Consider the following 16041-nt stretch of genomic DNA (forward strand, 5'->3'; position numbering starts at 1 on the left):
TCCGGAGTTGAATCACACTTCAGGTACCCGCGCCGCTCCAGAGTGTTCACCTTCGGACGGCCCCGCGCCGTGCGGCTCCTCCGTCGCCAGGGTGAACGGCAGGGTCTGCGTCGGGATTTCCCCGTGAAACGACGGATCCGCCTTCGCGAGCGGCCCGGTGCCCTCCTTCAGGACGACGTCGCCGTGGAGCAACCCGCCCACGGCGGACAGGGGGACCTCCTTCCAGTGGCGGTGGCCGATGAAGGGCGAGCTCCGGACATAGAGGTGCTCCTGTCCGATGAGGACCACGTAGCCCAGGAGCGTCCCGTCCGCCGCGCGGACGTGCATGCCTCGGATGATGGAGCGCCGCTCGAACGGCGTGTCGTCGAAAGCCATCGGTCGCCACCTCCCATGAGGAGGAAAGGTGGGGACGGCCCGCGCGCGCCGCGACCGGCCCGGCCCACCGCCGGGCCCCTGTCCGCCCGGCCCCTCGAGGAAGCCACGGCCCTCCGGCCGTCCCGCCCGGAGCCCGCACGCCCCTCCCGCGCGTTTCCCAGGCTGGCGCCGCCCGCACCCGCTAGCCTGCGCGGGCCATGACGTCCTCCGTTCCCGCCCCCCTGCGCGACGCCTACGACCCGGAGGCCTTCCGGGCCACCGCCCACGCCCTGATGGATCAGCTGGCGGACTACCTGAAGGCCGCGCTCGCGGGGGGCGCCATGCCGGTGCTGCCCTGGGCCCCGCCCGCGGTGAACCACGAGCGCTTCGCCACGTCCTTCCCGGAGGAGCCGGCGCGGTCCGACGCCTTCGCGGCGCTGATGGCCCGCGTGCTGGAGGGCTCCCACCACCTGCACCACCCGCGCTACGTGGGCCATCAGGTGACGGCCCCCGTGCCGCTGGCGGCGCTGTGCGACGCGGTGTCGTCGCTGCTCAACAACGGCATGGCGGTGTACGAGATGGGCCCCGTCGCCACCGCCATGGAGCATCAGGTGCTGGCGTGGATGGCCTCGAAGCTGGGCCTGCCGGCGAGCGCCCGGGGCGTGCTCACCTCCGGCGGCAGCGCGGGCAACCTCACCGCCCTGCTCGCCGCGCGGCAGGCGAAGGCCGGCTACGACGCGTGGAACGGCGGCGCGCACGCGGGGCCTCCCCTGACGGTGCTGGTCCCCCGCTCCGCGCACTACTGCCTGGCCCGCGCGGTCCGCATCATGGGCTGGGGCGAGGGCGGCCTCACCCCGGTGGACGTGGACGCACACTTTCGCGTGCGGCCGGACGCGCTGGAGGAGGCGCTGGCGAACGCCACCCGCGCCGGGCGCAAGGCCATCGCGGTGGTGGCCAGCGCGGGCTCCACCGCCACCGGCGCCTTCGACCCGCTGGAGCCCGTGGCGGACTTCGCCCAGCGGCACGGCCTGTGGTTCCACGTGGACGGCGCGCACGGGGCCGCCGCGTCCCTCAGCCCCAAGTACCGCGCGCAGGTGCGCGGCATCGAACGCGCGGACTCCGTGGTGTGGGACGCGCACAAGGGCCTGCTCATGCCCGCGCTGGTGACGGCGGTGCTCTTCCGCGACGGGGCGCGCTCCTTCGACGCCTTCTCCCAGGAGGCCCACTACCTCTTCCACGGCGACGGCGACGACGCGCGCCCCTACAGCGACGTGGGCCTGCGCACGCTGGAGTGCACCAAGGAGATGATGCCCCTCAAGGTGTACGCCTGCCTGTCCGTGCTGGGCACCCGCGTCTTCGAGGACGCCATCACCGCCTCCTACGACCAGGCCCGGCGCTTCGCGGACCACCTCACCGCCGCCCCGGACTTCGAGCTGGCCGTGGCCCCCGACTGCAACATCGTCTGCTTCCGCCACACGCCCGCCCACGTCCCCCCGGACGGCTGGGATGCCCTCCAGGTCCGCCTGCGTGAGGCATTGGTCACCAGCGGAAACTTCTATCTGGTGCAGACACGGCTCCCTGGCGGGGTGTACCTGCGCACCACCCTCATCCACCCGCTGACCGGCGACGCGGACCTGGAGGCGCTGATGGAAGCCATCCGGAGCGCGGCACGGCCCTGAATTTTGTGTGCAAGGGAGTCGCCCGGATGGGGGAAATGCGATAGGGGCGACAGCGCCATGCTCGTCTCGCTCGTCATTCCCGTTTACAACGAGATTCCCACCCTGGCGGAAATCCTCCGCCGCTGCACCGCCGTGGACTTCCCGAAGGAGCTCGTCCTGGTGGACGACTGCTCCAAGGACGGGAGCCGCGAATTCCTGCGCCAGCTGTCCGAACAGGGCCTGGAGGTGCTGGGGGGCACGCCGAAGAACCGCAATGAAATCCGCGTGCTCTTCCAGGAACAGAACCAGGGCAAGGGCGCCGCGCTGCGCCGGGGGTTCGCGGAGGCCACCGGGGACATCCTCCTCGTGCAGGACGCGGACCTGGAATACGACCCGAAGGACATCCCGCGCGTCATCCAGCCCATCATCGATGGCGAGGCGGACGTCGTCTTCGGCAGCCGGTTCATCGGGTCGCCGCGCCGGGTGCTCTATTACTGGCACACGGTGCTCAACAACATGCTCACCACGCTCTCCAACATGACGAGCGGGCTGAACCTCACCGACATGGAGACCTGCTACAAGGCCTTCCGTGCGGAGGTGCTCCGGTCCGTGCACGTGGAGGAGGACCGGTTCGGCTTCGAACCCGAAATCACCGCGAAAGTGGCGCGCGGCAACTGGCGCGTCTTCGAGGTGCCCATCAGCTACCATGGGCGCACCTACGAGGAGGGCAAGAAGATTGGCTGGAAGGACGGCGTGCGCGCCCTCTACGCCATCGCGAAGTACTCGGTGAAGCGCTGAGCGCCAGGGGCGGCCCGCTGAAGGCCGCCCGGCCGCTGTCCTGGGGAGGATGCGGCCTGTTTTTCCAGGGGGAGCGCCTCCGAATCGTGAGGAGAAGGGAACAGAGGGGCTGGCGTGGTTGGTTGTCCAGCGAGCGGCGCCCGAAGAGGGCTCCGGCTTTTCTTCCTCCGTATTGCGGCGCGTAGTAGTTTCGACAACGCACTCCGTCTGAAGGGCGGGGAAGTTTCGCGGCCCTTCCGAAAGTTTCCGCCCCCGTATGTTCGACTGGCTCCACACCCTGTTTTCGCGCGACCTCGCCATCGACCTGGGTACGGCGAACACGCTCATCTACATCCGCGGCCAGGGCATCGTGTCCAACGAGCCCTCGGTCGTGGCGGTGCAGCAGGACTCGCGCGGGGGCAAGAAGGTCCTCGCGGTGGGCAAGGAGGCCAAGGAGATGCTCGGCAGGACGCCGGGCAACATCGTGGCCATCCGGCCCATGAAGGACGGCGTCATCGCCGACTTCGAGATCACCGCCGCGATGCTGCGCTACTTCATCCAGAGCGCGCACAACCGCAAGACGCTGGTGAACCCGCGCATCATCATCGGCATCCCGTCCGGCATCACGGAGGTGGAGCGCCGCGCGGTGCGCGAGGCGGCCGCCAACGCGGGCGCGCGCGAGGTCTACCTCATCGAGCAGCCGATGGCCGCGGCGATTGGCGCGGGCCTGCCGGTGACGGAGCCCAGCGGCAACATGATCGTCGACATCGGCGGTGGCACGTCCGACGTGGCGGTCATCAGCCTGGCGGGCATCGTGTTCGCCAAGTCGGTGCGCATCGGCGGCGACAAGCTGGACGAGGCGATCATCCAGTACGTCAAGCGCAAGTACAACCTGCTCATCGGTGAGCGCACGGCGGAGCTCATCAAGATGGGCATCGGCACGGCGTACCCGACGGACGAGGTCATGACCATGGAGATCAAGGGTCGCGACCTGGTGGCCGGCGTGCCGCGCACGCTCACGGTGTCCAGCGACGAGGTGCGCGACGCGCTCGCGGAGCCCGTCAACGGCATCGTGGAGGCGGTGAAGCTGACGCTGGAGCGCACCCCGCCGGAGCTGGCCGGTGACATCGCCGACCGCGGCATCGTGCTGGCCGGTGGCGGCGCGCTGCTCAAGAACCTGGACACGCTCCTGCGCGAGGAGACCGGCCTGCCGGTGTTCCTCGCGGAGGATCCGCTCTCCGCCGTGGTGATTGGCGCGGGCAAGGCGCTGGAGTCGCTCGACATCCTCCGCCAGGTCTGCCAGCCGGGCTGACCGGCGGCCCGCCTTGGGCAGCACCGTGACGGCGCCGGACCCGCTTCAGGGGTCGGCGCCGTTCGCGTTTCCAGGCGTGGACGGAGTGGCGCGGGGCAGCGGCAGCCCGGTGGGCGTCACCACCCGCGCCTCGCAGCGGGGGCGGCGCCCCTCGCGGTCGTTCTCCTGCCGCTCGATGGCCTGCGCCAGCGAGCCCGTCAACTGAGACATCAAGCCGCTGGGGAAGACGTGCGGCACCTTCGTGTCCATGCACGCGTCGAAGGCGGAGCGGATCCACGGGGGGGCCGCGCGGACCGCGAAGCCGCCGAGCGCATCCATGCGGGACAGCCCGTCCAGCCGTTCGGTGAACACCCTGTAGCCCTCCCTCGCCTTGTCGCGGGCGCGCACCAGGAGGGCGGCGGCGCGCAGGCCCGGGGCCAACCGGGCGAAGGACCTGGGGGCGCTCCGGGTCTGGCTGATCCGGAAGCCCCTCAGCGCCTCGCGCGAGAGCATCAGCGGCAGCGAGGCATTGAAGAGGCGCCTCGCCCGCGCATCGCCCGCGCGCTCCAGCTCCAGGGCGAGCAGCGCGGCGACCTCTGGCTCCAGCCGGGACAGCACCGCTTCGGATTCCCCCGCCGCCTGTTCCATGGCGCGCGTCGGGTTCTCCAGCACGTCCCGCGTGAGCCCCAGCACGGCGCGGTCGACGGGGGACGTCACCTCCATGCGCTCCGCCTCCTTCAGCGAGCGCTGGCCGGTGAGCAGCTCCAACAACCGCATCCGCTCCGGCTGGCGCGCCAGCGCGGGGGGAACCCAGTCGCGCATCACGTAGGGCGTGTGCTCGGGGCCCGCCACCTCGGCCGTGCGCCCCGCCAGCACCAGGAAGTCCCAGGTCCGGTTGCGCGGGTCCTGCCCGAAGCGGTGCACCAGCCCTGTCGCCGCGTCCCGGCGACGCGCGTCCAGGTAGATGCGCACGAGCACCTCCAGCGCACCCACCGTGGTGGGCGGGTGCTTCGCCACCAGCACCTCCGCCTGCCGCGCCGTTTCGAGCGCGTACGCCGTGGGCGCTCCCTCCTCCGACGAAGCCCCGGGGTCGCGCAGCTCGAACCGCAGCCGCGCCTCCAACCAGGCGAGGAAGACCTCCGGGGAGTCCGGGAAGCGCGGCACCAGCTCCTCGTACGCGAGGACCTCCTGCTCGGCATCCAGGGACGGCGTGTCCGCGCGCAGCAGGTAGAGCGCCGCGAGTGGGGAGTCCGGGAACTGCTCCGCGTGCTCCGCGTACCGGGCTCGGGCCTGGGGCCCCTGACCGATGAAGACAAGCAGGTCCTGCGCCAGCGATTGCGCGCCCAGGTCCTGCTGCCAGCGGTTCATCAACATCCACGCGAAGTCGCGGGTGTTCCGCCAGCGCAGGGCGTCTGGGAGGTTCACGGGCGCCTGGAGGTCCAGCTGGAGGACGGCGCGCGCCGCCAGCTCCCGCGCCAGCGTGTTGCCCGGCTCCACCTCCGCGACGGCGGCGGCCACGTCGGCCGCGAGCTGCCATTTCCCTGCCTCTGAATGGAGGCGCGCGGTGGACTCCCAATTCCTGCTCACGGCCTGGACGGTCTCATCCTCGAGCAGCACGGAGACGCTGCCCCGCAACGGCCCCAGGTTCTGGAAGTACTGCTTCGAGCCCCACCGGCGATCCAGCAGCGCCGCGCCCTTCACGTTGTAGACGAAGTGCGCGCCGGACGCCGGGAGCACCACGTCCTCGATGGGCTTCTCGTCCGCTCCAGGCCAGCGGGCTATCGCGTGGAGCCATTCGTCCTCCTGCTTCACGCTCCCCTGCTCCTGCGCGCCGGGCGCCACCACCCAGTGCTGGTCACCGATGCGCACGTCCACCGGCCGGGACAGCCCGTTGACGACCGTCACGATGCGCACCTTGCGCGACTCCCACCACACCTCCCCCACCCCCGCCGCGGCGCAGAGTCCCAGCACCACCCCTGCCACGGCGCCCGCGCGGTGTCGCGCCCTGCGCCGCGAGGGTGGCACGCGCCCGACGACCTGGAGCGGTCCCGCGCCATCCGCGCGCACGAGGTAGCCCTCCAGCGGCCACACCGGAACGCCCAGCACCGTCACGGTGCGGTCGGCCACGTAGGGCGCGCCAGGAGCATCCCCGGGAGGCGTGCCCCTCCACTGGACGCCCGTGCCCAGGATGGAGGGCGTGGCCGGAGAACGGGCCGCGATGACGAAGGCGGCACGGTCCTCCACCAGCTTCGCGAGCAGCTCCCGCGCGGGGCCTGGAGGCTCCTGCTTCAACCTGCGCTCCAGCACCGCGTACACGGTCCAGGCATCCCCCCGCGCCAGCGCCTCCGACAGCGCGGCGTCCGGCAACAGCTCCGCCAGTCGCGGCGCGCGCTCCAACAAGCCGCTGGGGTCCATGACAGGGGTGAGAGACATGGGCCGCATTAACCGGGTTCACCGAGGGTGGGGGCAAGCCCCCGCGCCTTGAATCCCTCCAGGCCCACGCGCCCGCGCCCGTGCGGATCCGTCTCCCCGTCGGCCGGGTGCGAGGCCCGCGGGCGCGCGGCGCCCTCAGTGCTTGCCGTACTCCAGCTTCACGCCCTTGCGCTGCGCGTAGATGTACGCCTCCATCGCGCGCATCTTCGGGTCCCCATCCGCCAGGGGCTTGCCGCGCACCGGGTTCTCGATGCACCAGTTGATCATGTCGCGCAGCAGCGCCACGCGGCCCAGCTGCACCTGGTACTTCGGGTAGGTCTCCGGGTGGGTGTTGGCCGCGTCCGGATGGCACATGTCGCACGACACGCCCACCGTGCCGCCCAGCGCGTCCGCGTCGTGGAACACGCGGTGGCCCTCCTTCACGAACGCCTGCGTGGAGTCCGCCCAGATCCGCTCGTCGCGCTCGGAGAAGGCGCCGTAGGTGTGGCCCGTCTGCACGTTCGCCTTCTGTTGCTGGGGTACCTGCTTCGCGTCCGTCTGCGCGCCGACGCCGCCCTCGCGCACGTCGCCGCCCGCGGGCCTCGAGCCCGGGTTGGGCTGGGGCGCGGGCGTGGGGGACTTCTTCGCGTCGGGCGCGGTGGCCTGCGCCAGCACCGGCGCGTCGTCCCAGTTCGCGTCCGGGTTCTTCTGGCGCCAGTCCTCCATCAACTTCGAGGTGGCGGCGAAGGCCTGCGCGCGCGTGAGCTTCTGGCCTTCCTTCACGCCGGGCACCTCCATGGACGTCTCTCCGTCGCACAGGCCCAGCACCAGGTTGCCGTCCTTCGACGGGGGCAGCACGTGCTGGGGCAGGGCCTCCGCCTTGGCGGCGGGCTTCGACTGGGGGGACGTGGCGAGCGCCACGCCGCCAGCGAAGGACAGGGCCGCGCACGGGACCACGAGCAGCTTCATTCGCAAGGTCATGGGAGGGCGTTCCTCTTCCGGTCCTAGTAGGTGGGCAGCTTGGGCTTGGGGGGCGGAGCCTGCCTGCCGCCGGAGCCCAGGTAGCTGGAGCGCACGACGATGGGGTCGCGCTGCCAGAGGTTGTAGACCTTGTCCACGAGCCCCGACTCCAGCACGTCCATGCGGCCGTCGCCGCAGCCGTCGAACTGGCTGAACGGATCCGCGCGGTTCATGGGCACCGTGAGCGAGGGCAGCCCCTCCGGCGCGTACGGCCACGGCCACGCGGTGGACAGCATCCCGTGGAACTGGATGTTGCCAATGCGGTTGCTGAGCAGCTGGTGCGTGTGGCCGTGGATGACCGTGACCTTCTCGTACGGCTTGAGGATGGCCTGCACCTCGTCCGCGTCGTCGGTCCAGAAGTTCCAGGGCTTGTAGTACTTGTAGAGCGGCGAGTGGCTGAAGACGATGAGCGGCGTCGTCCTGGCCACCTTGGACAGGTCGTTCTGGAGCCATTGGCGCTGCTCGGCGCCGACCTCGAAGCGGGACTGGATGCCATTGTCCAGGCCGGCGACGATCTTCATCCGCTCCAGCGGCGTGAGCTTGCGCTCCGTCCAGAAGTCCTTTTCGTGGATGGAGTTGAGCACCACGAAGTGCACGCCCTTGTGGTCGAAGGAGTAGTTGGGCGCGCCAAACAGGTCGCGCCACTGCTCGCCCATGTCCAGGAACCAGTCGTGCTCGCCCACCATCATCCGGAGGGGGGCCTTCACGGCCTTGAGGATCTGGGCGCCCAGCTTGAGCTCCCCTGGCTGGCCCAGCTGGGCCAGGTCCCCGCCGAAGAGGACGAAGTCCGGCTGGGGGTCCAACGCGTTGACGTCATCCACGGCCTTGAGGATGGCGCGCACGAACCGGTCGTTGAGCTTGTTTTCATACAGGTGCGTGTCGGAGATGTACGCGAAGGAGAACCTCGGCTTCTCCCCCTGCGCCTCCGCCACGTTGACCAGCTGGAAGCTGTGGGGCGTGAGCTTGCCCATGCCCGCCACGATGCCCGCGGAGACGCCGGCGACGCGGAGGAAGGCGCGGCGGTCCAGCCGCTTCAGGCCCTCGAAGAAGGCCTCGCGTTCGGCGTAGTGCTTCGTCTCGATGCTCTGGAACTTGTTGCCCATGGCGCGCCTCCGCTACTTCCGCTGGGTGGTGGTGACCGGGGTGACGTCGCCGTAGATGCCCAGGTCCGCCGGGTTCTTCACGGCGAGGTCCGGGTTGGGGGCCAGGTCCCCCAGGTTGCCCTTCTTGCCCATGGCGATGGCGGTGTCCCGCTCCGGCCGGGTGTTCTTCCGGGCGCGCTGCTTCGCGAGCTGCTCCTTGTTGAGCGCGTCGAACTTCGTGTCCGTGAGCGCGAAGAGGAACGCCACCAGGTCGTCGATTTCGGGCTCGGTGAGCCCCAGCCGCTGCATCCCTCCGTCCAGATAGGGATTGGCCACGCCGCCCTTGTTGTAGTGGTCCATCACGTCCCACAGCGTGGGGAGCGACCCGTCGTGCATGTACGGCCCGGTGATGCCCACGTTGCGCAGGGTGGGCGTCTTGAAGGAGCCCACGTCGTTCTCCTGCTTCGTCACCAGGAAGCGGCCCAGCTCGGAGAACTCCGAGTTGAGCGCCAGCTCGTCGATCTGCTTCTCGTCCCCGGTGCGCACCACCTGCACGCCCTTGCGCGCCAGGGTGACGAAGTCCTGCTTGTGCGCGGCGACGCCGATGTTGTGGAACTTCTGGTCGCTGAACAGCGGCGACACGGCGTTGCCCGCGTGGCAGGAGTTGCAGCGCGCCTTGCCATTGAAGAGCGCCCAGCCGTTCTTCTCCGACGCGGTGAGCGCCTTCGAGTCCCCCGTGATGAACTGGTCGAAGCGCGCGTTGCCCGAGTACTGCGTCCGCTCGAACGCGGCGATGGCGGCGGCCAGGTCGTCGTAGTTGACCTCGCGGCCGAAGACCTGCCGGAACTCCGTGACGTATTCGGGGATGCCGCGCACCTTCCTCACCACGGTGTCCGCGTCCGGCATCCCCATCTCGCGAGGGTTGAGGATGGGCAGCTTCGCCTGGTCCTCCAGCGTGCCCGCGCGGCCGTCCCAGAACTGGGTGGCGTTGAAGAGCGCGTTGAGCACGGTGGGGCTGTTGCGCGTCACCTTCTGCTGGCGGACGCCCTCTGACAAAGGCTTGCCGTCGGTGAAGCCCAGCTCCGGCTCATGGCACGTCATGCACGCCACGGTGTTGTCCACCGACAGGCGCTTCTCCCGGAAGAGCTTCTCTCCCAACGCCACCTTCTCCGGCGTGGGCTCCGAGCCCGGCGGCACCGACAACCGCCACAGCGTCGCGGAGACGCCCGGCGGCAACTTCGGAGGCGTGGCGAGGGTCTGCCCCGAAGGCGGGGACGCAGCCAGCCCCACGCCAGAGTGCAGCACCACGGCGAGCACCGTGACGACGCCCGAAGGCAGCCGCATGACACGCCTCCCACCCGTTCTCTGGAGCGGCGGCGGGACCTCCGCCCGGTCCGAGGCCGGCAGCCCGCATTTCACGCACACCCAGCAAGTCCTTCAACTGTCACTAGGGCGCTGGGGTGCGTGAAGTGTCTGGGATTGGAAGCTTGGGTGTCAGCGGACGCGTCCGTTGGTATCCGCGATGCCGGCGTCCTTCAGCGTGGAGAGCAGCGAGGAGTTCCCCTGGGCGAGGACGACGGGGACCTGCTGGGTCCCGAACGGGACGGTGCCCCGTCCAGCCGCGCCCGCGGTCCGCTGCGCGCCGTTCATCCCCATCAGCGTGTCGAAGCTGGCCTGGGACGTCACCACCATTCCCTTGAGGTTTCCCTGGAGGGGGACCTTCTCCCAGTGCAGCTGCTCGTTGTTCGCCTGGATGGGCCTGCCGTTCACGGTGTCGTTGAAGGCGCGGTTGCGGCCCGACTCGGTCTGGCGCGACCAGAGCGGAGCGCGGCCGAGCGGATCATTGCTGGGGAGGCCCGCCTGATGGGCGGTGGTGGAGCCCGGGACCTTGCCCATGTTGTCCGTGGAGGACGCCCGCCACCCATGGTTGGGGGTCTGCAACACATTGGGGCTGAGGATCATCTGCACCTTGCTGTCATTGCTCCCCACGCCATGGCCCTGGGACTTCCAGCTGGTCTGCTGCGTCCCCACGGCGCGCGTGTAGACGGCCAGCGCGCCGCCGCCGTTCTTGTCCGCCTCCCGCGAATAGTTGCCGTTCTGGCCCAGCCGGCTGTAGGCGGAGTTGAGCTGGCCCTGCTGGAGGGCGCCCTGCACGTGCTCCGGCGCCATGCCATGGGTGAGGCAGGAGGCATTGCTCAGGTTGAGGGCGGCCTGGGGGCGGCCGGCGGCCGGAGGGGCCAGCGGGGGGCAGGGGCCCTGAGGATGGTTGACGCCCGTGTTGGAGCTGCCCACGGCCTGCGTGGAGGAGGTCGCCGGGGTGTTGAAGGTGCTGACGCCCTGATGGGATTGGAGGGCGGTCTGGGTGCGATTGGCGGGGACCGGCCTGGGCAGCTTGCTCTGGTTGACGACGTTCGAAGTGTCGGGGAGCGGCGTCGAGAGGTTCGGAGGGGGGCGCGGTCCCTCCGGGCGAGCATTGTAGCGGGAATTGGCGGGCGTGCTGACGGGCTTGGGGATTCGGGTCATGGCTTCGATGCTCCAGTCTCCGAATGGCGTCGGAGGGTGCTTGGAATTTCAGCCCCTCACTAACGACCCACGCCATCGGATGTTGGGCCCATCACCCTCCCGTGCCCGGCGCGACGTCTGATTTCCAATCCGGGCCGCGCTCCCCTTGGGGAGCACGGAGCCCGCTGTCTCCTTTCGGACAGTGATTCGCCCTGGAGGCTCAGTACTCGAGCTGCTCCACCTCGATGTCGGCGTAGCGCGTCTGTGTATTTCCGACGCCTGTGTAGAACATGTATCGCTGGCTCCAGAACTGCCACTCTCCCCTGTCGCGCCAGCCGACGACATTGGCGACGGTCCCGGAGGCGGTGAAGCCCGGGACCGCCGTGGCGCTCCCCTCCAGCGCGCTCTTGTACTGCCGCTCCTTGCCGTAGAGCGTCAGGGGGGAGGCGCGCACCCCCACGGGAAGCGACTTGGTGAGGTACGCGAGGTGCTCCAGCGTCCGCGCCGCCCGCTTCGCCTCCCCGCCGACGTTGCTGTGCAGGACCACGGGCCTGCGCGGATCTCCGCCCACGCCAAACGTGCAGCCCGTCATCGAGTCGGTGAAGAAGAAGTCGGCGCTGTCGCCCAGCTGCGTCCAACACACCGAGTTCTCCTGCCAGGGCAGGAGGTAGGCCCTTCGGCCCTGGCCTCCTTCATTCCCCGCGAGGTTGAAGTCGTGCGCGGAGAGGAAGATGTCGGGCGGTGGGGAGATGATCGTCACGGCGTTCAAGGCCGTCCAACCGAAGGTCCCGGGCTGGGCGACGTATGCGCGCAGCGCCTGCAGCTCGGCCTTCTCCGCCTCCCATTCCAGGTCCACCTCCTCATCCGAGTCCGGCTCCGCGTCCTCGTAGAACCATTGCTTCACGAAGACCCGGTAGCGTCCCTCCGTGGCGCCGAAGCCGAGCAACTGTCCTTCCCAGTTGACCAGGTCCCCCTTCCGGGCATGGAGATAGTGCGCGCCAATGGCCCCCCCGAGTTTGATGATCTTCTGGCTGATGAACTGGGCCGGATTGGAAATGAACACGTTGCCCCCCAATGAGAGCGAGCATCGTAACAGGAACTGGCGAAGGCCCCTTCAGTGCTCCGGGACGCGCAGGTCCCGCGAGCGCAGCAGCATCGCGGAAGCGGTCGCGGGCGCGAGCACCGACGCGACGATGACGCCCCAGTCCCCCGGCCCGCGCGCACGCGCGGCGTTGTAGGCGAGGGCCTGGACCAAGGTCAGACATGCATCCGCGGTGGTGAGCCGGCCCAGGAGCGTGGCCAGCCCATCCCGCCAGCGCCGCATCAACACGAGCAGGCCGGCGACGAGCCCCACGTCGAACGCCACCCAGCCGTGCTGCACCCACGGCGAGGGGAACCAATGGGCGTTCATGGGCAGCGCGAGCAGCACCGTCCAGGGAATCAGCAGCGCCGTCAGCGTGCGCACGAAGAAGCGCGGCCGGCGCAAGAGCGTGACCAGGCCGAACCGCACCAGGCTGCCGCGCGCGAAGGCCCGGAGCGCGTCGTACACCGCCCAGGCCGCTGGCTCGTCCTTCGGGTGGGAGAGGAACAGGGGCACCCAGGCGTCGGGGCGGAACTTGGCCTTGAAGGAGCGCAGGCCCTCGAAGTCGAAGAGGGGCCGGCCGACGGCGCGCGCGAACCGCAGCCACGGCCGCACCGGCCCCGCCAGGGGCGCCAGCCCCAGCGTCACGTACCGGCGCCCGTTCGCCGCGGCGGCGCGCATCGCCGCGTCCACCAGGGTCTCCGCGGTGCCGTTGGGCGCGGAGCGTTCGCGCAGCAGGTCCTGGAGGAACCAGCCGTCGCGCGCGTACACGGGCGTCACCGACAGGAAGCCCACCACGCGGCCCTCCACCTCCGCGACGAAGGCCCGGCGCTCGCGGGCGAAGGCGTCCGGAGCCAGCCCCACCAGGAAGCCCATGGTCGCCATGCGGCGCGACGCCAGCCAGTGCTCGGCCAGCACCTCCACCGCCTCGCGCAGCGGGTGGCCCGGCGTCTCCATCACCTCCGCGGGCACCTCCCGCACGCGGACGCCGTGCGCCCGGGCGCGGCGGAGCTGTTCGCGCAGGCTGCGACTGCCGCGCACCACCGCGTCCCACTTCGCCGGGTCCCACACCGGCTGCTCGCCAATGGGCAGCTCCTGGAACGGCACGAGCCGCGAGAAGCGCGCCTCCGTGGCGAAGAAGCCCACGCGCCGTCCCGCGCTCCGGGCCGCCTGGTGGAAGCCCTCCACCACGGCGCTCACGCGCTCCGGCGCCGCGATGGGACCGCCCCCCGCGACCCACGCACCGCCCGTGTCCACGTAGGCGATGCACGCGTCCCCCTCCTCCGCGAACCAGTAGAGGAAGCCCGGCTGAAGAATCTGGAAGGACGTCGCGTTCCAGCCGTGCTGCTTGAGCAGCACCAGCACCCGCTCGCGCACATCTCCCGCGTCCCGCGCGGCTTCGTGGTGGAGGGCAGCCATGTCGTTTGCGTTCAAGCTACGTCCCGCCGGGCGCGCTCGCCAGCCAAAGCCTCCCAGAGGACGGGGCCCTTCCGGGACGGCTGGTGGCCCGGACGGGCTGTGCAGGAGGGAACGCCGCCGCGTGGAGCGGGGGGGAAGAGATCCAATCCGGCCGCTTTCACGCACTAATGGGGGGACGTCCCCCGCCTCTGGAGCCATGAGCCGTGACCCCACCCCGCCCCGCCGGCCGCCGCCGGTCCTCCTTTCCCCGCTGGTTGCTGGCCCTGTCGCTGCTTCCGGCAGCGGCCTTCGCGCAGGTGCGCACCAACGTCGCGCGGCTGCTCACCACGGACGCGGCGGAGGTCATCGACGCGCCGGTGTTGGGGCTTCAGCGCACGGCGCTGCCGCTGTTCGGTGGGCTGTCGGTGGACACGTCCCTCTACGCGGACGCGCTGCTCGCGCCGAACCTGGGCCTGCGGTGGGCGGTGGCCGCGGGGCCGCACCGGGTGGCGCTGGGCGCGCGCTACACGCACTTCGTGGGCGCCTCCGCGTACTCCAGCCGGGTGGAGTCGCAGGAGCCCGCCATCCAGAGCTTCACGCCGGAGCTGTCCGGCCCGGCCTTCTATGCCGTGTATGGCCTGTCCCTGGGTCCGGTGCTGGTGCAGGGCGAGGCGCGCTACGCCCGCTATGACTCGGACTACCTGGCCTTCACGGGCGCGGTGGCGTGGAACTTCACCGACGCGTGGTCGCTCATCGCGGAGGGCGGCATGCGCGTGAAGGGCGGCGCGAAGCTCAAGGCCGCCGCGGGCGTGCGCTACGGCGGTGAGCACTTCGGGATGGCGCTGGGCGCCGCCTACGTGGACCTGAGCGACCCGGCGCTCCCGGGAAAAGACCTGCCGCTGCTGCCCACCTTCGACCTGTCCTGGAGCTTCCGATGATTCGCCGGTTCGCGTTGTGCGTCTGTGGCCTGCTGCTGGCCTCGTGCTCGGCGGAGATCAACGTGTCCACGGCCCCGTTCACGCAGACGGTGCCGGTGACGTCGGTGCTCGCGCCGGTGTACGCGGAGGTGGCGCTGGACCTGCCGGAGGAGACGCGGGACCTGTCGGTCGTCACCGTCAACACGGTGCAGGCCGCGCTGACGGTGGTCAATCCCTCTCAAGTCCTGACGCTCCAGATGAGCGCCCGGCTGTCCTTCACGGGGCAGGCGGAGCCGGGCACGCCCAAGACGTACACGGAGGCCAACCTGCCCCCGTACTACGCCACCGCCACCCAGCTGTTGCCGCCGCGCTCCTTCGCGCCCAACAGCCGCACACCGCTCACCGTGGACAGCCCCGCGCTGAAGCAGGCCCTGGGCAAGCAGCGCGTGTGGCTCATCCTGGACAACACCGTCACGCGCACGACGGGACTGCCCACGGGTGGGCTGCCGGTGAACATCGTGCTCCAGGACATCGTCTTCAGCGCCAACGTCACCAAGACCTTCCCGGGGTTGGGAGGGGCGCTGGAGGTGGGCGGGCTTTAATGCAGGGCCGGACCTCCATGGGACGGCCCTCCCATGGGGGTCCGGCGGGAAGTACGCCCGCTCAGGGCCCGTCGTCGTCCGCGTCGTCCCCGCCCGCGGGCGCGCGTCCGAGCAGCCGGTCCACCTCCGCGTGCGCGGCCTCCGCCTGCGCCGCGCTGATGCGCCGGGTGACCTTGAGCGCGTCCACCACGCGGTGCGCATGCTTCCACAGCGCCCGCGAACCACTGGCCGGCGAGCGCTTGCGCGGAGACGGCAGCATCGCGGCGAGCACCGCGCCCTGCGCCACGGAGAGCTGGGACGCGGACACGCCGAAGTGCTCGTGCGCGCCCGCCTCAATCCCATACACACCGTTCCCCCACTCCACCACGTTGAGGTACAGCGTGAGGATGCGCTGCTTGGTGAGCGCCTCCTCCAGCCGGTGCGCCAACACCAGCTCCTTCAACTTGCGCAGCAGGCTGCGGTCCGTGGACAGCCAGAGGTTCTTCGCCAGCTGCTGCGTCAGCGTGGACGCGCCCCGGCCCAGCTTCCCCGCCTCCACCGCCTGCCCCACCGCCCGCGCCAGCTCCACCGTGTCCACGCCGTCGTGCAGGTAGAAGCTCGCGTCCTCGGAGAGCAGCACCGCGTCCACCGCGGACTTGGAGACCGCCGACAACGGCACCCACTGCTGCCTCCGGCGGGGCCTGTGGCCCGCCTCGCGCGCCTCGGTGGCCCGCTGCTCGATGAGCGCCGTCGTCTTCGGGTTCTCCTTCGCCAGCGGCCCCGCGTCCGGCAGCCCGGCGAACGTCCAGGCGGCGGTCGCCACCCCCAGCAGCAACACCCCGCCCAGCACCCAGCGCCGCCACTGTCCCCGCCGTGGCGGCGCGGACGGGACCTCCGGTGGGGGTGGGCCCGGAGGCGCGACAGGCTCGGGGAGCGGGGCTTCGGAGGGACCTTCGACGGTGGACATC

The 16041-nt window shown here is 70.7% G+C and carries 14 protein-coding genes; 5 read left to right on the forward strand and 9 right to left on the reverse strand.

The features are described from left to right. Nucleotides 1-12: 12 nt before the first annotated feature. Nucleotides 13-375 carry a hypothetical protein gene (locus FOF48_RS17300; protein ID WP_186001952.1) on the reverse strand — a complete coding sequence of 121 codons (363 nt, stop codon included), beginning with the start codon at nucleotides 373-375 and terminating at the stop codon, nucleotides 13-15. 197 nt (nucleotides 376-572) lie between these two features. Here FOF48_RS17300 and FOF48_RS17305 point away from each other — a divergent pair, with 197 nt between their 5' ends. The 3 genes from FOF48_RS17305 (at nucleotide 573) to FOF48_RS17315 (ending at nucleotide 4101) form a co-directional block, all read left to right on the forward strand. Beyond that, on the forward strand, nucleotides 573-2033 hold the full coding sequence (locus FOF48_RS17305) for an aminotransferase class I/II-fold pyridoxal phosphate-dependent enzyme (RefSeq protein ID WP_143903044.1): 1461 nt from the start codon (nucleotides 573-575) through the stop codon (nucleotides 2031-2033). 57 nt (nucleotides 2034-2090) lie between these two features. Further along, nucleotides 2091-2810 (forward strand): glycosyltransferase family 2 protein, encoded by a 720-nt coding sequence (locus FOF48_RS17310; RefSeq protein ID WP_143903046.1) that lies wholly within the window; start codon nucleotides 2091-2093, stop codon nucleotides 2808-2810. Nucleotides 2811-3066: 256 nt separating this feature from the next. Continuing rightward, a complete protein-coding gene (locus FOF48_RS17315) occupies nucleotides 3067-4101 on the forward strand; it encodes a rod shape-determining protein (RefSeq protein WP_014400170.1) in 1035 nt (344 codons plus the stop codon). Between the two features lie 45 nt (nucleotides 4102-4146). On the opposite strand, the gene FOF48_RS17320 is transcribed toward FOF48_RS17315, so the two are convergent. The 7 genes from FOF48_RS17320 to FOF48_RS17350 all read right to left on the reverse strand — a co-directional run bounded on the left by FOF48_RS17320 (nucleotide 4147) and on the right by FOF48_RS17350 (nucleotide 13596). Continuing rightward, a complete protein-coding gene (locus FOF48_RS17320; RefSeq protein WP_143903048.1) occupies nucleotides 4147-6513 on the reverse strand; it encodes a hypothetical protein in 2367 nt (788 codons plus the stop codon). A 135-nt stretch (nucleotides 6514-6648) separates the two neighbouring features. After that, nucleotides 6649-7473: a c-type cytochrome gene (locus FOF48_RS37115; RefSeq protein WP_235685584.1), complete on the reverse strand. Its 825-nt coding sequence runs from the start codon at nucleotides 7471-7473 to the stop codon at nucleotides 6649-6651. A 23-nt stretch (nucleotides 7474-7496) separates the two neighbouring features. Further along, the gene (locus tag FOF48_RS17330) at nucleotides 7497-8615 is read right to left on the reverse strand and encodes a metallophosphoesterase (RefSeq protein ID WP_143903050.1); all 1119 of its coding nucleotides are present in this window, start codon (nucleotides 8613-8615) and stop codon (nucleotides 7497-7499) included. Between the two features lie 12 nt (nucleotides 8616-8627). After that, complete coding sequence (locus FOF48_RS17335; RefSeq protein WP_143903052.1) at nucleotides 8628-9938, reverse strand: cytochrome-c peroxidase; 1311 nt, start codon at nucleotides 9936-9938, stop codon at nucleotides 8628-8630. A 150-nt stretch (nucleotides 9939-10088) separates the two neighbouring features. Next, nucleotides 10089-11117 carry a hypothetical protein gene (locus FOF48_RS17340; protein ID WP_143903053.1) on the reverse strand — a complete coding sequence of 343 codons (1029 nt, stop codon included), beginning with the start codon at nucleotides 11115-11117 and terminating at the stop codon, nucleotides 10089-10091. Nucleotides 11118-11316: 199 nt separating this feature from the next. Next, nucleotides 11317-12159, reverse strand: coding sequence for a hypothetical protein (locus tag FOF48_RS17345; protein WP_143903055.1), 843 nt, complete (start codon nucleotides 12157-12159; stop codon nucleotides 11317-11319). Nucleotides 12160-12210: 51 nt separating this feature from the next. Further along, nucleotides 12211-13596, reverse strand: coding sequence for a DUF2156 domain-containing protein (locus FOF48_RS17350; RefSeq protein WP_143903057.1), 1386 nt, complete (start codon nucleotides 13594-13596; stop codon nucleotides 12211-12213). 203 nt (nucleotides 13597-13799) lie between these two features. Between FOF48_RS17350 and FOF48_RS17355 the strand changes: the two genes are divergently transcribed. Further along, on the forward strand, nucleotides 13800-14513 hold the full coding sequence (locus FOF48_RS17355) for a hypothetical protein (RefSeq protein ID WP_143903059.1): 714 nt from the start codon (nucleotides 13800-13802) through the stop codon (nucleotides 14511-14513). Next, nucleotides 14510-15094 carry a hypothetical protein gene (locus FOF48_RS17360; RefSeq protein WP_143903061.1) on the forward strand — a complete coding sequence of 195 codons (585 nt, stop codon included), beginning with the start codon at nucleotides 14510-14512 and terminating at the stop codon, nucleotides 15092-15094. The genes FOF48_RS17355 and FOF48_RS17360 overlap by 4 nt, the downstream gene beginning before the upstream one ends. A gap of 61 nt (nucleotides 15095-15155) precedes the next feature. Here the strand turns inward: FOF48_RS17360 and FOF48_RS17365 are convergent, their stop codons facing one another. Then, nucleotides 15156-16040 (reverse strand): biosynthetic peptidoglycan transglycosylase, encoded by an 885-nt coding sequence (locus FOF48_RS17365; protein WP_235685583.1) that lies wholly within the window; start codon nucleotides 16038-16040, stop codon nucleotides 15156-15158. Between the last annotated feature and the right edge of the window lies 1 nt (nucleotide 16041).

This window comes from Corallococcus sp. Z5C101001 (genome assembly GCF_007352635.1).
Lineage (GTDB): Bacteria > Myxococcota > Myxococcia > Myxococcales > Myxococcaceae > Corallococcus > Corallococcus silvisoli.